Origin of the sequence: Pseudomonas sp. MBLB4123, assembly GCF_051904775.1 — a bacterium.
GTDB classification, from domain to species: Bacteria; Pseudomonadota; Gammaproteobacteria; order Pseudomonadales; family Pseudomonadaceae; genus Aquipseudomonas; species Aquipseudomonas benzenivorans_B.
The window spans coordinates 4,158,890-4,176,656 of the sequence record NZ_CP196711.1 but is presented as its reverse complement, the minus strand read 5'-3'; the positions used below and the strand labels follow the sequence as shown (position 1 = coordinate 4,176,656).

The window sequence follows — 17,767 nt, the reverse complement described above, 5'->3', positions numbered from 1 at the left end:
GCTCGAATGTCGTTATGGGTCGACCGCGGCGCCTGGGCGCGACGGTTCAGAGCGGGCTCAGGCGAGCCAGGGGGAGGCGCGGGGGTTGGCCGAGGGCCAGAGATAGCGCAGCGGGCGCGGCGCGAACGAGGACGGCGCGAAGCGCTGGCCGGCGGCGCCGAGCAACCCGAGCAGGCCGAAGAAGGCCGCCAGGATCAGGGCGCCGAAGGTGGAGCAGAGGGAACAACCCGAGCCCGTGGCCGGGTTGACCGGGGCGATGCCGGAACCGGTCAGGTCGGCGCCGGCACCGAAGTTGCCCTCGAAGGAGCAGTACTGCGCATCCAGGCCGCTGAGCTGCAGGCCGGCCATCTGGCCGTGGCCGATGCTGCAGGCGAACGCGCCGAACAGAACTCCGAAATAGAGTATCCAGGCGATCAGCGAGCGGTCGGTACGGGCCAGTTTCATGGGGCGCGACTCTAGCAGTTGGCGGCATCACGACAAAGCGGCGAGACGTGGCCTATTGCCGCAGTGCGCTTGGCAACAAGCCTAGGTCGGCCAGGGCGCCCTGGCCAGCAACTCGGCGCAACGCGCCTGGACGAACTCGCGCAACAGGAGCACCGGCTTGCTCAACTGCGCACGGTGGGCGCAGATCAGGTTGAGCGGTGTGGCCTCGCCCCGCCACCGCGGCAGCAACACCTTGAGCCGCCCGGCCTGGACGTCGCCGGCCACGTCCAGCCAGGACTTGTACACCAGGCCGCAGCCGGCCACCGCCCAGCGGCGCACCACGTCGGCATCGTCGCTGCTGCGGTCGCCCGCCACCGTCAGGCTCTGCTCGCGGCGGCCGTCGGAAAAGCGCCAGCGCTCATGCAAGCGACCGCCGAGCATGTACAACAGGCAGTTGTGCCGGGCCAGTTCCTCCAACCCCTGCGGCTCGCCGTGGCGCGCCAGGTAGTCCGGGGACGCGCAGAGCACCCGGCGGTTGTCCGCGGCGAGCGGCAGAGCCACCAGGCTGGAGTCCTCCGGCGCGCCGTAGCGCAGGGCGATATCCACCGGCTCGCGGAACAGGTCGCTGACCCGGTCGCCGAGTTGCAGGCGCAACTGCAGCCGCGGATGGACCCGCTGGAACTCGTCGAGCCAGGGCAGCAGGGTGTTGCGACCGAAATCCGAGGGGGCCGAGAGCTGCAGCGGCCCGCTGATCTCGGCCTTGCTGCCGGCCAGCTGCTGGCACCCCAGCTCCAGGCTCTGCAGGGCCTGGCGGGCAGGCTCGAGGAACAGCTCGCCCTCCGCGGTCAGGCGCAGGCTGCGGGTGGAGCGCACGAACAGACGCACCTGCAGCTGCTGCTCCAGGCGCTTGAGCGCGGCGCTGGCCACCGCCGGGGAGGTGTCCAGCAGGCGGGCGGCGGCGGACAGGCTGCCGCTCTGCGCCGTACGCACGAACAGCTGCAGGTCATCGAAACGCAGCATGGGCGCCCCATTTTCAAAGGAATATTGAAACAGACTCTACTTCTCCGCCGTTTTTCTCGCCAGCCAAATAATCGAACATGGTCACCGTCCTACACCGGAACCCTGCCATGCCCGCCCCGCTCACCCTTGTCGCCACCATCGGCGTCCAAGACGGCCAGGCCGACACCGTCGAGGCGGGCCTGCGCCTGCTGGTCGCGGCCAGCCGCGCCGAAGCCGGCTGCCTGCAGTACGACCTGCATCGCCATCGCGACAATCCGCGGGTGTTCGTGATGCTCGAGCAATGGCACGACGCCGCTGCACTGGCCGCCCACCAGCGCAGTGCGCATTACCTGGCCTTCACCCGCCACTACGGTCAGTGGCTGCAGAACGTCGACCTGCAACTCATGCAACGCATCGCCTGAGCCATTAGAGGAGCCCCCATGAAAGCCATCGCCTATTACCAGTCCCTGCCCGCCGAACAGACCGAGTCGCTGCAGGACGTGCAGCTGCCCGAGCCCAAGCCGGGCCCCCACGACCTGCTGGTGGAGGTCCGGGCCATCTCGGTCAACCCGGTGGACACCAAGATCCGCAGCCATGTCGCGCCGCAGGACGGCGAGGCCAAGGTGCTCGGTTGGGACGCCAGCGGCGTCGTCCGGGCGGTCGGCCGCGAAGTGACGCTGTTCCAACCGGGCGACCGGGTGTTCTACGCCGGCGCCATCGACCGCGCCGGGGCCAACAGCGAACTGCATCTGGTGGACGAGCGGATCGTCGGCCACATGCCGAAGAGCCTGGGTTTTGCCGAGGCCGCCGCCCTGCCGCTGACCGCGATCACCGCCTGGGAGCTGCTGTTCGAGCGCCTGCAGATCGTCGAGGGCAAGGCCGACCTGGGCCAGAGCCTGCTGATCGTCGGCGCCGCCGGCGGGGTCGGCTCGATCCTCACCCAGCTGGCGCGCCGGCTCACCGGGCTGACGGTGATCGGCACGGCCTCGCGCCCGGAGACCCAGGCCTGGGTCCGCGAACTCGGCGCCCATCATGTGATCGACCACAGCAAGCCGCTGGGCGAGGAGCTGGCGCGCATCGGCGTGCCCCAGGTCAGCCATGTCGCCAGCCTGACCCAGACCGACCAGCACTACGCGCAACTGGTCGAGGTCCTGGCGCCCCAGGGCCGCCTGGCGCTGATCGACGACCCGGCGCAGCCGCTGGACGTCATGGCGCTCAAGCGCAAGAGCCTGTCGCTGCACTGGGAGCTGATGTTCACCCGCTCGCTGTTCCAGACCCTCGACATGATCGAGCAGCACCGCCTGCTGGAACGGGTCGCCGAACTGATCGACGCCGGTGTGCTGAAGACCACCCTCGGCGAACACTTCGGGCGCATCGACGCGGCCAATCTGCGCCGCGCCCATGTCCTGCTGGAGAGCGGCAAGGCCCGCGGCAAGATCGTCCTCGAGGGTTTCTGAGTCCTGGCATGGCCCCGCCAGGGACCATGCCGACCAACGGCCTGACGGCCGCGTAACGGCCTCCGTGCTGCCACGTCCATATCCATGTAGGGCAACGCAGGAGGTCACTCAGATGAAACGCCTTATACCCCTCGCACTCGTCGCCGCCTTCGGCTTTTCGGCTGCTGCGCTGGCACAATCCCCGCTGCTGCAGGACGCCAGCCAGATCGAGCCGGTGGACTACCACTATGGTATGAAGCTGGACGTACACAAGGTAATCCACATCACCGACAACTCGGACAAGGTCGGCGTGGTTCCCGCCACCATCACCTATCTCGACAGTCAGGGCAGGCTGCACAAGGTCAACTATCTGGAACTGGGACGCGCTAACGACGGCAATTAATTCACAGTCCTGCTATCTTGGCGCCTGGCCTGGGTCCAGGCGCCTGTCACACCTCTCGCCCCTGGCCGCCACCCTCTAGACTGCAATCAGCTCAGTGACAGCCAGCGCGCGTGCCCGGCACGCCCAGCACGCGCCCGCGAACATCCTATTTATCGGTGGTAAGGATGCGACCCGAACGATTCACCCCGCTGCACCTGGCCGGCCTCTACGCCCTGTCCGGCGCCCTCTGGATACTGTCCAGCGACGCCCTCCTGGCCGCCACGGTCTCCGACTCCGTGCTGAGCGCACGCCTGCAGACGCTCAAGGACCTGACCCTCGTCCTGGGTAGCGGCCTGCTGATCTTCGCCCTCGTCCGCCGCGACCGTCAGGAACAGGGGCAGTTGCGGAGGGCCCTGACGCGCCAGTCGCGGCAGCTGCAACAGGCCCGCCGCGATGCCGTCCTGGGCAGCTGGGAATACCACGGACAGTTCCACTGGAGCCCCGAGGCGCTGCAGCTGCTGGGACGCGACGCCGGTAACGCCGCCAGCAGCCTCGAGCAGCTGCTCGGCTGGCTCCATCCCGCCGAACGCCAGGCCGTGCAACGCGCCGTTCAGGCGCTCCTCGTGCAGCACCAGGCACTGAGCATCGGCGCGCGCCTGCACCAGCCGCACCGGCGGCAGGTTACCTGGCTGATGCTGCGCGGCGAGGTCGACGCCGACGGCCAGATCTTCGGCACCCTGCAGGACATCAGCGCCCAGAAGCGCGACGAGGCGGCGCTGCGCGAAAGCGAGCAGCGCTTTCGCCAGCTGTTCGAGCAGACCCCGCGCCTCGCCGTGCAGGGGTACGACCGCGAGCGCCGGGTGGTCTACTGGAACGCCGCCAGCACCCAGCTCTACGGCTACAGCGTGCAGGAGGCGATCGGCAAGCGCCTGGAGGACCTGATCGTGCCGCTGCCGGCACGCAACCAGGTGGCCAGCGCCCTCAACCACTGGCTACTCGGCGGACCGCCGCCCCAGGCCGGGGAAATGCCGCTGCAGCGCAAGGACGGCAGCACGGTATGGGTCTACTCCAGCCGTTCGCTGCGGCTCGACAGCCGCGACCAGCCGGAGCTCTACTGCATCGATATCGACATCAGCGAACACAAGCGCCTGGATGAGCGACTGCGCGCCAGCGAAGCCAGTTACCGCGGACTGGTCGAGCAGCTGGCCGAGGTGATTGTCGCGACCGATGCCGACGGCCACCTGGACTTCCTCAACCCGGCCTGGGAACAGCTCAGCGGCTATATCGGCTACGAAAGCCTCGGGCGCCCCCTGGCACGCTTCTTCGAGAGTGCGGACGCCGCCCGCCTGAGCGAGCAGATAAGCGCCGTCGCCCAGGGCGAACAGGCCGCCCTGCGCGGCGACTACCGCCTGCTGACCCGCCACGGGCAGCTACGCTGGGTCGAGCTGCAACTTCGCCGCCGGGCGGACAACCGCCTCAGCGGCAGCCTGCGCGACAACCACGAGCACCATCTCAAGCAACAGTTGCAACAGGCCCGCAGCACGCTGCTCGAAGCCCTGTTCGAGCGCCGACCGCTGGCCCGGATACTCGAGGATCTGTGCCGCCACCTGCAGACGTTGAACCCGCCGATGCGCGTATCGATCATGCTGCAGGACCACCAGCGACGCCTGCATCTCGCCGCCGCCCCCGACCTGTGCGCGGCCTATCGCGAGGCCATAGACGGCATGCCGGCCGAACTCGAGGTCGGCGCCTGCGGCCACGCCGCGTGCAGCGGCGAACTGCTGATCGCCGAGAACCTCGCCAGCCACCCCTACTGGCGCGACTACCGAACCGCAGCAGGCGCCGCCGGGCTGCATGCCTGCTGGTCGCTGCCGTTCAAGGATGAGCAGGGCCGGGTCATCGGTACCCTGGCCACCTACTACGACAGGCCCAAGCGGCCCAGCACCGCGGACATCACCCTGGCCAGCGACTTCGCCCAGCTGGCCGGACTGGCGGCCCAGCACAGCACCGAACAGTCGTCATGGGCGAGCCATCGGCCCAGCGCCTGAGCGGGGCCTTGCCGGTACCCCCGTCGGCAACAGGGCCAGCACTCGCCGCGAGGCGCAGGCCCGCACCGCCCATCGGAGGGTCCGCCGGCTAGCTAGCCCAGGTCGCTGCCCAGGGGCTGAACCGCGCGGCGCTCGGCCCGGAAGGTCAGGCGCGAAGCCAGGGTGGCCAGCACGCCGCAGCCGCAGATCACCGCCGCCATCGGCCAGGCCGTGCCATCGTGCAGCGCACCGACCAGGGCCGCCGCACTGGCGGCAATGGCGAACTGCAGGCTGCCGAGCAGCGCAGAAGCACTGCCGGCATGCCGCCCCTGGCCGGCCATGGCGCAAGCCGTGGCGTTGGGCAGCAGCACGCCGAGGCTGGCGATGCAGCCGAACAGCGGGAGCAACAGCGGCCACAGCGCCGGCGGCCGGGCCATGGCGAGGCTCAGCAACGCCAGGCCGCAGCCCAGATAGAACCACACCAGCCGCCGCAGCCAGTAGCCCGGGCCGTGGCGCGCCACCAGCCAGGCATTCACTTGCGCCGCGAGGATGAAGCCCGCCGCATTGCTGCCGAACAGCCAGCCGTAATGCGCGGGGGCCACCCCGTACAGCTCGATGAAGACAAAGGGCGAGCCGGCGATATAGGCGAACATCCCGGCGATCGACAGGCCGCCGGTCAGGGCGTGGCCGATAAAGGGGTGATCGCCCAGCAGCCGGCGGTACTCGCCCAGGGCACCGCGCAGGGGCGCCGGCGCGGCCTCCCGGCTCAGGGTCTCCGGCAGCCACAGGGCCACCGCCAGCAGGCAGAGCGCGGCGAACAACGCCAGGCAGACGAAGATCGACTGCCAACCCAGGCTGCCGAGCAGCAGGCCGCCGGCCAGCGGCGCGAGGATCGGCGCGATGCCCATCACCAGCATCAGCTGGGAAAACACCTTGGCCGAGGCGATCGGATCGCACAGGTCGCGCACCACCGCCCGGGTCACCACCATGCCGGCACAACCGCCCAGGGCCTGGACGAAGCGCGCGACGAGCAACCACTCCAGGCTCGTCGCCAGGGCACAGGCCAGCGATGCCAGGGCGAACAGCAAAACGCCGACCAGCAGCGGCACACGCCGACCGAAGCGATCGGCCAGGGGGCCGTAGATCAGTTGGCCGATGGCCAGGCCGACGAAGTAGACGGCCAAGGACAGCTGCACGTGCTCGACGTCGCTGGCGAAGGCGTGCGCCATGGCCGGGAAGGCCGGCAGGTAGAAGTCGATGGCCAGAGGGCCGAAGGCGCTCAAGGCGCCGAGGATCAACAGCAGGCGTAATGGCATGGGGGTCCGGATAGGTAATGGCAGAGGCCGGGGCCGGCAGCGCGGGCGGGTTGCGGCGCATCCGCCCCTACCGACTGCGTGGAATTGGGGCTGGCGGCAGGCCGCCAACCCGATCTAGGACTCTGCCGCCTCCGCGGCTTTGCGTCCCCTGCTCAGCTTCTGCGCCAGCGACTCCACCAGCAGGTAGAACATCGGAATCAGGAACACCGCCAGCACGGTCGCCGCCAACATGCCGCCGAGCACGCCGGTACCGATCGAGTGGCGGCTGGCCGAGCCGGCACCGCTGCTCACCACCAGCGGCATGACGCCGAGGACGAAGGCCAGCGAGGTCATGATGATCGGCCGAAAGCGCAGCCGCGCGGCCTCCAGGGCGGCCTCCAGGATGCTCATGCCCTGCTGCCGGCAGAGCACGGCGAACTCGACGATGAGGATGGCGTTCTTGGTCGACAGGCCGATCAGGGTGACCAGGCCGACCTGGAAGTAGACGTCGTTGTCGATGCCGCGCAGCCACACCGCGAGGATCGCGCCGAACACCGCGAAGGGCACCGCGGTGACCACCGCCAGCGGCAGGGTCCAGCGCTCGTACTGCGCCGCGAGGATCAGGAACACCATGATCAGACCGAAGACGAAGGCGGTGCTGCCGGAGCCCTGGGTCGCCAGCTCCTGGTAGGCCGAGCCGGTCCAGCCGATGCTGTAGTCGCTGCCGAGCACCTCGCCGGCCACCTCCTGCACCGCCGCCAGGGCCTGGCCCGAGCTGTAGCCCGGCGCCGGCCCGCCGAGAATCTTCGCCGAGGGATAGACATTGAAGCGCGCGTAGCTGTCCGGGCCGAGGATGCGCCGCACCTTGACCAGGCTCGACAGCGGCACCAACTCGCCACCGGCCGAACGCACATAGACCTGGGCCAGGTCCTCCGGCTTGCGCCTGAACTCCGACTCGGACTGCAGGCTGACCTGCCAGGTGCGCCCGAACAGGCTGAAGTCGTTGACGTAGTAGCTGCCGAAGGTCGCCTGCATGGCGGTGAACACATCGTTGATCGACACGCCCAGGGCGCGGGCCTTGGTGCGGTCCAGGTCGATGTAGTACTGCGGCACGTTGGCGCTGAAGGTGCTCTGCACCCCGGCCAGCTCCGGGCGCTGATTGACCGCCTGGAGGAAGGCCGCGACCTTGGCCGCCAGCTGTTCGGTCGTGCCGCCGCTGCGGTCCTGGATATAGCCCTCGAAACCGCCGGTGGTGCTCATGCCGGTGATCGGCGGCGGGTTGAAGCTCATCACCACGCCATCCTTCTGCGCCGCGCCGATGCCCATGAATTCGCGGGTCAGGTTGCGCGCATCCAGCTCCGGCGTGGTGCGTTCGCTCCAGTCCTTGAGCGGTACGAAGGACACCCCGGCATTGCTGCGGGTGCCGAAGGTGAGGATGTCGAAGCCGGCGAAGGTGACCACGTCCTCCACCGCCGGGTGCGCCATCAGCTGCTCGGTCACCGCGCTGGTCAGCGCCTCGGTGCGGGTCAAGGAGGCCGCCGGCGGCAGGAAGTAGGCGTTGATCACATAGCCCTGGTCCTCGTCCGGCACCAGCGAGCCGGGCACCCGATTGAACAGCAGCACCATCAGCGCAATCATCGCGCCGAACAGCGTCAGCCCCACCAGGGTGCGCTTGAGGAAGAAGCGCACGCCGCTGGCATAGCCGTCGGTGAGCCGGTCGAACACCCGGTTGAAGGCGCGCAGCGGCGCCGCCGGCTCGTGCTGTCCGGGCTTGAGCAGCAGGGCGCACAGGGCCGGGCTCAGGGTCAGGGCGACGATGCTGGAGATCGCCACCGACACCGCGATGGTGATGGCGAACTGTTTGTACATCTCCCCGGCCAGGCCGCCGAGAAAGCCCACCGGCACGAACACCGCGATCAGCACCAGGCTGGTGGCGATGATCGGGCCGGTCACCTCCTGCATGGCCTTGATGGTGGCCTCGCGCGGGCCGAGCTTGTCGGCGGCCATCGAGCGCTCGACGTTCTCGATCACCACGATGGCGTCGTCCACCACGATGCCGATCGCCAGCACCATGCCGAACAGGGTCAGCAGGTTGATGGAGAAACCCAGCAGGTACATGCCGGCGAAGGTGCCGACCAGCGACACCGGGATGGCCAGCAAGGGGATCAGCGTGGCGCGCCAGTTCTGCAGGAACACGAACACCACCAGCACCACCAGCACCAGGGCCTCGAAGAAGGTCTTGATCACCTCGTCGATGGACACCTTGACGAACTTGGTGGTGTCGTAGGGAATCTTGTAGGTGATGCCCTGGGGGAAGTCCCGGGACAGGCGCTCGAGGGTGCTGCGCACCGCCGCGGCGGTATCCAGGGCATTGGCGCCGGGCTGCAGGTAGATGCCGAAGGCGGCGTTCTGCCGGCCGTTGAGCGAGGTCATCAGCGAGTAATCCTGGGCCCCCAGCTCGATCCGCGCCACGTCCTTGAGCAGCAGGCTGGCGCCGGTGGCATCCGAGCGCAGGATGACGTTCTCGAACTCCTCGGGGTCGGTGAAGCGGCCCTGGGTGGTCACGGTGTAGGTGAAATCCTGGGCCTGCTGCAGCGGCTGCTGGCCGAAGCTGCCGGCGGCGAACTGCGAGTTCTGCTCGCGAATGGCCGCGACCACGTCGCTGGGGGTCAGGTTGAACTGCGCCAGCTTGTCCGGGCGCAGCCAGATGCGCATGGAGTAGTCCTTGGAGCCGAACTGGCGCGCGTCGCCGACGCCGGGCAGGCGCTTGAGTTCGTCGATCACGTTGATCAGCGCGTAGTTGCTGATGTACACCGGGTCACGCGAGCCGTCCGGGGAGAACAGGGTGACCACCTGGAGGATGTCCGAGGACTTCTTCTCCACCTTGACCCCCTGCCGGCGCACCTCCTCCGGCAGCTTGGCCAGGGCCGACTGCACCCGGTTGTTGACGTCGATGGTGGCCTGGTCGGGATCGGTGCCCACCTCGAAGTACACCGCCAGGCTCATGGCGTTGCCGCCGGAATTGGACTGCTGGTAGATCATCCCCTCGACGCCGTTGATCGACTGCTCCAGCGGCGCGGCCACGGTCTCGGCGATCACCTGGGCGCTGGCCCCGGCATAGGTGGCGCTGACCGACACCTGCGGCGGCAGGATCTGCGGGTACTGGGAGATGGGCAGGGCGCGCATGGAAAGCAGGCCGGCCAGCATGATGATGACGGAGATGACCGTGGCGAAGATCGGCCGGTCGATAAAGAAGCGTGAGATCACCGGATGCGCTCCTCAGGACCGTTTGCCGGACGGGCCGTCGCCATCGGCGACTTTCACCGGCATGTCCGGGCGCACCTTGGGCAGCCCTTCGACTATCACCCGGTCGCCCTCGTGGATGCCGCTTTCCACCACCCAGCGGCCGGCCGCGGTGCGCCCGGTGCTGACCTGGCGGGTGCGCGCGATGCCCTGCTCGTCCACCACATAGACGAAGGTGCCGCGTGGCCCCTGGGCGACGGCGCGCTCCGGCACGGTGATGGCATCGGGCAGGCTGATACCTAAGACCTGCACCCGCACGAACTGGCCGGGGAGCAGCGCCTGCTCGGGGTTGGGCACCACGGCGCGGGCGCTGACGGTGCCGGTGCTGCGGTCGACCAGGCTGTCGGTGAAATTCACCTTGCCCTCCAACGGGTAGACGGAGCCGTCGCCGAACTGGATCTGCACGCGCATCTGCTCGCCGTCCAGGGCCAGGGCGCCGCTCTGCAGGCCGCCGCGCACGCTTTCCACGTCGCGGTCGGGGGCGGCGAAGTTGACGTAGATCGGGTCGAGCTGGGTGATCCGGGTCAGCAGGCTGGCATTGGGGTCGCCGGCGACCATCAGGCTGCCCTCGGACACGGTTTCCTTGCTGGTGATGCCGGAGATGGGCGCCTTCACCGTGGTGTAGTCGAGGTCGATCTGCTTGGCCTGCACCTCGGCCTCGGCGGCCTGGATATTGGCCTTGCTCTGCTCGAAACTGGAGATCGCGTTATCCAGTTCGCTCTCGCTGGCGAAGCCCTTCTTCTGCAGCTCGCGAATGCGCTTGAGGTCACGCTCGGCCTGCCGGTAGCGCGCCTGCTCCTGGGCCAGCGCCCCCTTGGCCCGGGCCAGGGCCGCCTGATAGGTACGCGGGTCGATGCGGAACATCACCTGGCCCTGCTTGACCTGGCTGCCCTCCAGATAGGTGCGCTCCTGCAGGATACCGCTGACCTGGGCCCGCACCTGCACCTCGCGAAAGCCCGCCGTGCGGGCCGGGTACTCGAATACCAGAGGCAGCAGCGTGACCTTGGCGGTTTCCACCAGCACCTCCGGGGGCGGCGGCGCCTCGGCCGCCAGGGCCACCGGCAGCAGGTAGCCGCAGGCGAGAACGCCGAGGACGAGTTGGACGTGGCGAACAAAGGACATGGGCGTCTCCGGGACAGCGCGAGAGGTAAGGCACGGGGCGGGGATGCTAGTTACATACACTGCTGTCTGTAAACAGGCCATTGTGTATAAAATCACTACACGCTGTTGCGTAAAACTTAAGCCTAGCCACAAAGCCCCCGACCGCCATGCGCCGAACCAAAGAGCAAGCCGAACAGACCCGCTGCGACATCCTCGCGGCGGCCGAGACACTGTTTCTGCAACAGGGCGTGGCCCATACCAGCCTGGAGCAGATCGCCCGCCAGGCCGGGGTGACCCGCGGCGCGGTCTACTGGCATTTTTCCAATAAGGCGGACCTGTTCAACGCCATGCTCAATCAGGTTCGCCTGCCGCCGGAGCAGATGGCCGAACGCCTGTCCGGCTGCGACGGCGATGCCTCGCTGCTGTCGTTGCGCGACCTGGTCATCGAAGCCATCGAGAATCTGGCCCGCGATGCACAGAAGCGGCGCATCTTCACCATCCTCCTGCACCGCTGCGAATTCACCGATGAACTGCGCGATGCCGAGCTGCAGCACCGCCGTTTCGTCGATGCGTTCATCGCACTGGTGGAGGCCCTGTTCGCTCAGCCCGCCTGTCGCGAACGCCTGCACCCGGGTGTCACCCCGCGCCTGGCCGCCCGCGCCCTGCACGCCCAGATCGTCGGCCTGTTCACCGACTGGACCCGCGACCCGCTGCTGTTCGACCCGCTGCAGGACAGCGCCGGGCTGATCGATGCCGTACTGCGCGGGCTGCTTCGCGACTGGCAGGCCTGAGCCCGGCCCCGCCCTCAGGCCAGGCTGACGGTATAGCCCTCGTCGAAGATCGCCTCGAGCAGCTCTTCGTTCGACAGCCGGCTGGTCACCCGCACCTCGGCGGCCTGCAGATCGACCTGCACTTCGGCCGCCGGGTCGCGCGCCTGGACGGCCTGGGTGATCGCCCGCACGCAATGACCGCAGCTCATGCCCTGCACCTTGAACACCTGCATCTTGCATCTCCTCATAAATGCTCTTCGTTCTGGACCCGGCCTGAACGCTCACCGGGTCCCTGCAGTCTCCGGCTTACCCTGAGGGCAAGGTCAAGCCGGCACTTGTCCAACCCCCGCGACTCGACCAAGCTCAGGTCGTACCCCTAGGGATTGTGGAGGCCGACATGTCGCGCCGGTTCCTTTCACTGCTGGCCGGCCTGCTGGGCGTGACCGCCACGGCCCAGATGCCGGCCCTGGCCGAGAGTGATGCCCTGCTGATCGTCTCACGGGAGCGCCTGATCGTGGCCACGCCCTGCGAGATCGGCCTGTACCTGCACGAACGGCTGGCCGCGCGACTGTTCCCGGGCCAGTCGGCGGCCTTCAACCTACCTCCTGGCGAGGTATCGCTGCGCCTGGCCACCCTCGGTGGCGACGACTGCCAGCCGGGCATTCTCCCGCCCGATGGCCAGCGCCTCAGCCTGCAGGCCGGGCAGGTGAGCCGCTACCGCATCGCCCAGGGCGAGGCCGGGCTCTACCTGCTGCCGGCCCCCTGAACCGCTGAAACGGGGCTTGACCTTACCCATAGGTCAAGGTTGATCCTAGGGACGACTTCCTGGGAGATCGACCATGACCAGCCTCACCACCTTCGACCTGCCGATTGCCGGCATGACCTGCGCCAGCTGTGCCGGCCGGGTCGAGCGTGCCCTGCGCAAGCTGCCGCAGGTCGCCAACGCCAACGTCAACCTGGCCAGCGAACAGGCACGCATCGAGGCCCCCGAGGACAGCCTGGCGCAGCTGATCGCCGCGGTCGAGGGCGCCGGCTACCAGGTGCCCAGCGCGCCCCTGGAGCTGGCCATCGAGGGCATGACCTGCGCCAGTTGCGTCGGCCGGGTCGAACGCGCCCTGGCCAAGCAGCCGGGGGTGTTGGCGGTCAGCGTCAACCTGGCCAGCGAGCAGGCCCAGCTGCGGGTCAGCCCCAGACTGGACCCACAGCCGCTGCTCAAGGCCGTCGCCGATGCCGGCTACAGCGCCAGCCTGGTGAATCTCGAGAAGCCGGAGCCGCCTGCCGCGGACCGCCGCCTGCAACGGGAACGCTGGCACCTGCTGCTGGCACTGGTGCTGGCCGCGCCGCTGGTGCTGCCGATGCTGCTGGCCCCCTTCGGCCTGCACTGGATGCTGCCGGCCTGGGTCCAGTTCGTCCTGGCCACCCCGGTACAGTTCGTCCTCGGCGCGCGCTTCTACCGCGCGGCCTGGCAGGCCCTGCGCGCCGGCGCCGGCAACATGGACCAGCTGGTCGCCATCGGCACCAGCGCCGCCTACGGTCTGAGCCTGTACCAATGGGCTCAGAGCCCGGCCGGGCAGGTGCCGGAGCTGTATTTCGAGGCCGCGGCGGTGATCATCGCCCTGATCCTGCTCGGCAAATACCTGGAAAGCCGCGCCAAGCGCCAGACCAGCAGCGCCATCCGCGCCCTGCAGGCCCTGCGCCCGGACCAGGCGCTACGCCTGTGGGGCGGCCGCGAGGAGAGGGTGCCGCTGAGTGCCCTGGCCTTGGGCGACCGGGTGCTGGTCAAGCCCGGCGAGCGCTTCCCGGTCGACGGCCGGGTGCTGGAGGGCCAGAGCCACGCCGACGAGGCGCTGATCAGCGGCGAGAGTCTGCCCCAGGCCAAGCAGCCGGGTGATGCGGTCACGGCCGGGGCGATCAACGGCGAGGGCCGCCTGCTGATCGAGACCACGGCCCTCGGCGCGGAGACCGTGCTGGCCAAGATCATCCGCCTGGTGGAAGACGCCCAGGCGGCCAAGGCGCCAATCCAGAAGCTGGTGGACCGGGTCAGCCAGGTGTTCGTCCCCGTGGTGCTGCTGATCGCCCTGGCCACCCTGCTGATCTGGCTGTCGCTCGGCGCCTCCCTGGCCACGGCCCTGCTCAACGCCGTGGCGGTACTGGTGATCGCCTGCCCCTGTGCCCTCGGCCTGGCCACCCCCACCGCGATCATGGCCGGCACCGGGGTGGCCGCGCGCCACGGCATCCTGATCAAGGACGCCGAGGCCCTGGAGGTGGCCCACGGCGTGACCGCCGTGGCCTTCGACAAGACCGGCACCCTGACCTCCGGCACGCCGCGGATCGTCAACCTGCTGGCGGTCGATGGCGATGAGGCGCAACTGCTGCAACTGGCCGGCGGTCTGCAGCGTGGCAGCGAGCACTCCCTGGCCAAGGCGGTGCTGGACGCCTGCAGCGAGCGCGCGCTGAGCCTGCCCGAGGTGGCTGACAGCCGGGCCCTGGCCGGGCGTGGCATCGCCGGGCAGATCGATGGCCGCCGCCTGGCCCTGGGCAACCGCCGCCTGCTCGACGACAACGGCCTGCAACCCGGCGAGCTGGCCGAACAGGCGCAGCAATGGGAGGCCGAGGGCCGTACCCTGTCCTGGCTGCTGGAGCAGTCGCCCGAACCCCGCGTGCTGGGCCTGTTCGCCTTCGGCGACAGCCTCAAGGCGGGTGCGGCCGAAGCCGTCGAACGGCTCAAGGACCAGGGCATCGACAGCCACCTGATCAGCGGCGACAACCGTGGCAGCTGCGCGGCCGTGGCCGACGCCCTGGGCATCGCCGCGGTGCATGCCGAGGTGCTGCCGGCGGACAAGGCCGGCCTGGTCGGCGAACTGAAGCGCAGCGGCGTGGTGGCGATGGTCGGCGACGGCATCAACGATGCCCCGGCCCTGGCCGCCGCCGATGTCGGCATCGCCATGGGCAGCGGCACCGACGTGGCCATGCACGCCGCCGGCATCACCCTGATGCGCGGCGACCCGCGCCTGGTGCCGGCCGCCCTGGACATCAGCCGGCGCACCTACAGCAAGATCCGCCAGAACCTGTTCTGGGCCTTCGTCTACAACCTGGTCGGCATCCCCCTGGCCGCCTTGGGCCTGCTCAACCCGATGATCGCCGGCGCCGCCATGGCCGCCTCCAGCGTCAGCGTGGTGAGCAACGCCCTGCTGCTCAAGACCTGGAAGCCCCGACAAGAGGAGGAGCGCCCGTGAATATCGGCCAAGCCGCGCGCAAGACCGGCCTCAGCACCAAGATGATCCGCTACTACGAGTCCATCGACCTACTGCCGGCCGCCGGCCGTAGCGACAGCGGCTACCGCCAGTACGGCGCTCAGGACCTGCACCGCCTGGCCTTCATCAAGCGCGCCCGCGACCTGGGCTTCTCCCTGGCCGAGGTGGCCCGGCTGCTGGCCCTGTGGCAGGACCGCGGGCGCGCCAGCGCCGACGTCAAGGCCCTGGCCGCCGGCCATATCGCCGAGCTGAACCACAAGATCGCCGAGCTGAGCGGCCTGCGCGACACCCTGCAGGAGCTGATGGACCACTGCCAGGGCGACCAGCGCCCGGACTGCCCCATCCTCAGGGACCTGGAGTCCGGCGGCCGCTGCACCTGAGCGGCCTGCTACCATGCGCCGCCACAGCCGTCGCGGATGGGCTGCGACGGCACATCACCACGAGGACTCCGCCATGCACTACTGGCAGCTGGATGTATTCGCCGAGCACCCCCTGATGGGCAACGGCCTGGCGGTATTCCCCGACGCCCATGCCCTGTCCGCCGCCGCCATGCAGCGGCTGACCCAGGAGCTGCGCCAATTCGAGTCGATCTTTCTGCTGCCCGGCGACAACCCCGAGCAGTGCGGCGCGCGGATCTTCACTGCGGAGGAGGAGCTGCCCTTCGCCGGCCACCCGGTTCTCGGCGCGGCCGCCTTGCTGCACCACCTGCACGCGCCTGCCGAATGCGCCGAATGGACCCTGCAGCTGAGTGCCAAGAGCGTACACGTCATCACCCGGCGCCAGGGCCAGGGCTTCTACGCCGAGATGGATCAGGGCCAGGCCGAGTTCGGCCAACGGCTGGACAACGCCGCTGCTCGTGCGGTGGCCGATGCCTTCGGCCTGGGTGACGACCATCTGGACCTGCGCTACCCGGCCACCGTGGTCAGCACCGGCCTGCCCTACCTGCTGCTGCCGGTCACGGCCGCCGGGCTGGCCGGGGCCAGGCAGCGCCGACTGCTCGACCCCGAGCTGCGCGCGTGCGGCGCCGCCTTCGTGTTCCTGCTGGATGTCGACAGCCGCGAGGGGCGCACCTGGGACCCGGCCGGGGTGATCGAGGACGTCGCCACCGGCAGCGCCGCCGGCCCGGTGGCGGCCTTCCTGGTCGAGCAGGGGCTGCATGGGCGCGACGAAACCTTCAGCCTCAACCAGGGCCGCTTCCTGCACAGGCCCAGCACGCTGAGGGTATGCGTCGGCGCGGAGGGTCGGGTCAGGGTCGGCGGTCATGTGCAACTGGTGGCCCGCGGCGAACTGCTGGTCGCCCCCGCAGCGCTGGGCTAGACGTCAGCCCAACTGCCCCAGCAGCTCGGCACAATCGCGGGCAAAGTCATCACTGAGCTCCGGCCAGGGGTTCTCCGCCAGGTTGACCAGCACGCTGCGGGCCCCGGCGGCGCGGGCGCACTCCAGGTCGAAGCGGAAGTCGCCGACCATCACCAGCTCGCCCGGCGCCACCCGCCAGCGTTCGGCCAGCTGCAGCAGGCCGCCGGGATGGGGCTTGGGCGGCGCCTCGCCGCGGCCGAAGATGTCCTGGGTGGCGAAACAGTCGCCCAGGCCGATGGCCTGCAGCGTCAGCAGGGCCAGCTCGTGGGCGTTGCGGGTGAGAATGCCGAGCCGGCAGTCGCGTCCGTGCAGCGCCCGCACCAGCTCCACCGCCCCCGGCGCCGGCTGCGCCGCCAACGCCAGCTCGCGCTCGTGCTCCAGCAGCCAGGCGTGCTTGGCCGCCGCCTCGTCCTCGGGCAGCGCCGCCAGGTGGTGGAGAATGTCCGCCTCGGCGGGAATCTCCAGGACGCGGCGGATCGCCGGAAAATCGTGCACCGCCAGGGTCAGGGTGCCATCCATGTCGAACACCCAGTGGCGCGCCTCGCCCAGTTTCACTTCCAGTCCTCGCGCAGGCGGATCAGGCCTTCCTGGGCCACCGAGGCGACCAGCTGGCCCTGGCGGTTGAACACGCTGCCACGGGAGAAGCCGCGGGCGTTGCCGGCCCAGGGGCTGTCCATGGAGTACAGCAGCCAGTCGTCCATGCGCAGGTTGCCGTGGAACCACAGCGAGTGGTCGAGGCTGGCGACCTGCATGAACTTCTGCCAGACGGACACGCCGTGGGGCAGCATCGAGGTGGTCAGCAGGTTGAAGTCACTGGCGTAGGCCAGCAGGTACTTGTGCAGCTGCGGATCGCCCGGCAGCTCGCCGGCGGCGCGAAACCACACGTGCTTGACCGGCTCGCTGCGCTCGGGGGCGAAGGGGTTGGCCACCGTGACCGGGCGGATCTCGATCGGCTTGGCGCCCACCACCCGCTCGCGGATGCGCTCGGGCAGGGAATCGGCGACCAGGCTGGCCAGCTCGGTCTCCGACTGCAGGCCCTCCGGGCCCGGCACGTCGGGCATCAGGTTCTGGTGCTCGAAGCCCTCCTCGTCGTACTGGAACGAGGCGCTGCAAGTGAAGATCGGCTTGCCCTTCTGGATCGCCATCACCCGCCGGGTGCTGAAGCTGCCGCCGTCGCGCACCCGGTCGACCTGGTAGACCACCGGCAGGCTGGCATCGCCCGGACGCAGGAAGTAGCCGTGCAGCGAGTGCACATGGCGGTCGGCCTCGACCGTCTGGCTGGCCGCCGACACGCACTGGCCGAGCACCTGGCCGCCGAACAGCTGGCGGAACCCCAGGTCCTGGCTGACCCCGCGGAACAGGTTCTCCTCGATGGGCTCCAGGCTCAACAGGGCGACCAGTTCGTCCAATACCTGACTCAT

Annotated in this window: 17 protein-coding genes; 9 read left to right on the top strand and 8 right to left on the bottom strand. The window is 69.3% G+C overall.

Translation table 11 applies throughout. The annotated features are described in order from the left end of the window. Window positions 1–57: 57 nt before the first annotated feature. Both ACSX1C_RS19360 and ACSX1C_RS19355 read right to left on the bottom strand, forming a co-directional pair. Complete coding sequence (locus ACSX1C_RS19360; protein WP_318643559.1) at window positions 58–444, bottom strand: DUF2946 domain-containing protein; 387 nt, start codon at window positions 442–444, stop codon at window positions 58–60. Between the two features lie 81 nt (window positions 445–525). Continuing rightward, the gene (locus ACSX1C_RS19355) at window positions 526–1,443 is read right to left on the bottom strand and encodes a LysR family transcriptional regulator (RefSeq protein ID WP_439887474.1); all 918 of its coding nucleotides are present in this window, start codon (window positions 1,441–1,443) and stop codon (window positions 526–528) included. Window positions 1,444–1,550: 107 nt separating this feature from the next. Here ACSX1C_RS19355 and ACSX1C_RS19350 point away from each other — a divergent pair, with 107 nt between their 5' ends. The 4 genes from ACSX1C_RS19350 (at window position 1,551) to ACSX1C_RS19335 (ending at window position 5,288) form a co-directional block, all read left to right on the top strand. Then, the gene (locus ACSX1C_RS19350; protein ID WP_439887473.1) at window positions 1,551–1,844 is read left to right on the top strand and encodes a putative quinol monooxygenase; all 294 of its coding nucleotides are present in this window, start codon (window positions 1,551–1,553) and stop codon (window positions 1,842–1,844) included. Between the two features lie 18 nt (window positions 1,845–1,862). After that, complete coding sequence (locus ACSX1C_RS19345; RefSeq protein WP_439887472.1) at window positions 1,863–2,879, top strand: zinc-binding alcohol dehydrogenase family protein; 1,017 nt, start codon at window positions 1,863–1,865, stop codon at window positions 2,877–2,879. Between the two features lie 112 nt (window positions 2,880–2,991). After that, entirely contained in the window at window positions 2,992–3,261 is a 270-nt protein-coding gene (locus ACSX1C_RS19340) for a DUF2790 domain-containing protein (protein WP_439887471.1), read from the top strand. A gap of 164 nt (window positions 3,262–3,425) precedes the next feature. Continuing rightward, a complete protein-coding gene (locus ACSX1C_RS19335) occupies window positions 3,426–5,288 on the top strand; it encodes a PAS domain S-box protein (protein ID WP_439887470.1) in 1,863 nt (620 codons plus the stop codon). A gap of 92 nt (window positions 5,289–5,380) precedes the next feature. On the opposite strand, the gene ACSX1C_RS19330 is transcribed toward ACSX1C_RS19335, so the two are convergent. The 3 genes from ACSX1C_RS19330 to ACSX1C_RS19320 all read right to left on the bottom strand — a co-directional run bounded on the left by ACSX1C_RS19330 (window position 5,381) and on the right by ACSX1C_RS19320 (window position 10,987). Further along, window positions 5,381–6,583, bottom strand: coding sequence for a multidrug effflux MFS transporter (locus ACSX1C_RS19330; protein WP_439887469.1), 1,203 nt, complete (start codon window positions 6,581–6,583; stop codon window positions 5,381–5,383). A gap of 114 nt (window positions 6,584–6,697) precedes the next feature. Next, window positions 6,698–9,829 (bottom strand): efflux RND transporter permease subunit, encoded by a 3,132-nt coding sequence (locus ACSX1C_RS19325; RefSeq protein WP_439887468.1) that lies wholly within the window; start codon window positions 9,827–9,829, stop codon window positions 6,698–6,700. A 12-nt stretch (window positions 9,830–9,841) separates the two neighbouring features. After that, window positions 9,842–10,987 carry an efflux RND transporter periplasmic adaptor subunit gene (locus ACSX1C_RS19320; RefSeq protein ID WP_439887467.1) on the bottom strand — a complete coding sequence of 382 codons (1,146 nt, stop codon included), beginning with the start codon at window positions 10,985–10,987 and terminating at the stop codon, window positions 9,842–9,844. 146 nt (window positions 10,988–11,133) lie between these two features. On the opposite strand from ACSX1C_RS19320, the gene ACSX1C_RS19315 reads away from it, so the two are divergent. After that, on the top strand, window positions 11,134–11,757 hold the full coding sequence (locus ACSX1C_RS19315; protein WP_439887466.1) for a TetR family transcriptional regulator: 624 nt from the start codon (window positions 11,134–11,136) through the stop codon (window positions 11,755–11,757). Window positions 11,758–11,771: 14 nt separating this feature from the next. On the opposite strand, the gene ACSX1C_RS19310 is transcribed toward ACSX1C_RS19315, so the two are convergent. Next, window positions 11,772–11,969: a heavy-metal-associated domain-containing protein gene (locus ACSX1C_RS19310; RefSeq protein ID WP_439887465.1), complete on the bottom strand. Its 198-nt coding sequence runs from the start codon at window positions 11,967–11,969 to the stop codon at window positions 11,772–11,774. Window positions 11,970–12,133: 164 nt separating this feature from the next. Here ACSX1C_RS19310 and ACSX1C_RS19305 point away from each other — a divergent pair, with 164 nt between their 5' ends. The 4 genes from ACSX1C_RS19305 (at window position 12,134) to ACSX1C_RS19290 (ending at window position 16,307) form a co-directional block, all read left to right on the top strand. After that, on the top strand, window positions 12,134–12,502 hold the full coding sequence (locus ACSX1C_RS19305) for a hypothetical protein (protein ID WP_439887464.1): 369 nt from the start codon (window positions 12,134–12,136) through the stop codon (window positions 12,500–12,502). A gap of 73 nt (window positions 12,503–12,575) precedes the next feature. Further along, window positions 12,576–14,972, top strand: a complete 2,397-nt coding sequence (locus ACSX1C_RS19300; RefSeq protein WP_439887463.1) for a heavy metal translocating P-type ATPase — start codon at window positions 12,576–12,578, stop codon at window positions 14,970–14,972. Next, complete coding sequence (cueR, locus tag ACSX1C_RS19295) at window positions 14,969–15,370, top strand: Cu(I)-responsive transcriptional regulator (RefSeq protein ID WP_439887462.1); 402 nt, start codon at window positions 14,969–14,971, stop codon at window positions 15,368–15,370. Before ACSX1C_RS19300 ends, cueR begins: the two co-directional genes overlap by 4 nt. A 73-nt stretch (window positions 15,371–15,443) precedes the next feature. Beyond that, complete coding sequence (locus tag ACSX1C_RS19290) at window positions 15,444–16,307, top strand: PhzF family phenazine biosynthesis protein (protein WP_439887461.1); 864 nt, start codon at window positions 15,444–15,446, stop codon at window positions 16,305–16,307. Window positions 16,308–16,310: 3 nt separating this feature from the next. Here the strand turns inward: ACSX1C_RS19290 and ACSX1C_RS19285 are convergent, their stop codons facing one another. Together ACSX1C_RS19285 and tesB are read right to left on the bottom strand one after the other, a co-directional pair. Continuing rightward, complete coding sequence (locus tag ACSX1C_RS19285; protein ID WP_439887460.1) at window positions 16,311–16,901, bottom strand: HAD family hydrolase; 591 nt, start codon at window positions 16,899–16,901, stop codon at window positions 16,311–16,313. Continuing rightward, a complete protein-coding gene (gene tesB / locus ACSX1C_RS19280) occupies window positions 16,898–17,767 on the bottom strand; it encodes an acyl-CoA thioesterase II (RefSeq protein ID WP_439887459.1) in 870 nt (289 codons plus the stop codon). Before tesB ends, ACSX1C_RS19285 begins: the two co-directional genes overlap by 4 nt.

Coding starts and splice junctions, on each gene's coding strand:
- ACSX1C_RS19320 (WP_439887467.1), bottom strand. CDS start 10,987: ATGTCCTTTGTTCGCCACGTCCAACTCGTCCTCGGCGTTCTCGCCTGC.
- ACSX1C_RS19350 (WP_439887473.1), top strand. CDS start 1,551: ATGCCCGCCCCGCTCACCCTTGTCGCCACCATCGGCGTCCAAGACGGC.
- ACSX1C_RS19355 (WP_439887474.1), bottom strand. CDS start 1,443: ATGCTGCGTTTCGATGACCTGCAGCTGTTCGTGCGTACGGCGCAGAGC.
- ACSX1C_RS19290 (WP_439887461.1), top strand. CDS start 15,444: ATGCACTACTGGCAGCTGGATGTATTCGCCGAGCACCCCCTGATGGGC.
- ACSX1C_RS19335 (WP_439887470.1), top strand. CDS start 3,426: ATGCGACCCGAACGATTCACCCCGCTGCACCTGGCCGGCCTCTACGCC.
- tesB (WP_439887459.1), bottom strand. CDS start 17,767: ATGAGTCAGGTATTGGACGAACTGGTCGCCCTGTTGAGCCTGGAGCCC.
- ACSX1C_RS19345 (WP_439887472.1), top strand. CDS start 1,863: ATGAAAGCCATCGCCTATTACCAGTCCCTGCCCGCCGAACAGACCGAG.
- ACSX1C_RS19310 (WP_439887465.1), bottom strand. CDS start 11,969: ATGCAGGTGTTCAAGGTGCAGGGCATGAGCTGCGGTCATTGCGTGCGG.
- ACSX1C_RS19340 (WP_439887471.1), top strand. CDS start 2,992: ATGAAACGCCTTATACCCCTCGCACTCGTCGCCGCCTTCGGCTTTTCG.
- ACSX1C_RS19330 (WP_439887469.1), bottom strand. CDS start 6,583: ATGCCATTACGCCTGCTGTTGATCCTCGGCGCCTTGAGCGCCTTCGGC.
- ACSX1C_RS19300 (WP_439887463.1), top strand. CDS start 12,576: ATGACCAGCCTCACCACCTTCGACCTGCCGATTGCCGGCATGACCTGC.
- ACSX1C_RS19305 (WP_439887464.1), top strand. CDS start 12,134: ATGTCGCGCCGGTTCCTTTCACTGCTGGCCGGCCTGCTGGGCGTGACC.
- ACSX1C_RS19315 (WP_439887466.1), top strand. CDS start 11,134: ATGCGCCGAACCAAAGAGCAAGCCGAACAGACCCGCTGCGACATCCTC.
- ACSX1C_RS19360 (WP_318643559.1), bottom strand. CDS start 444: ATGAAACTGGCCCGTACCGACCGCTCGCTGATCGCCTGGATACTCTAT.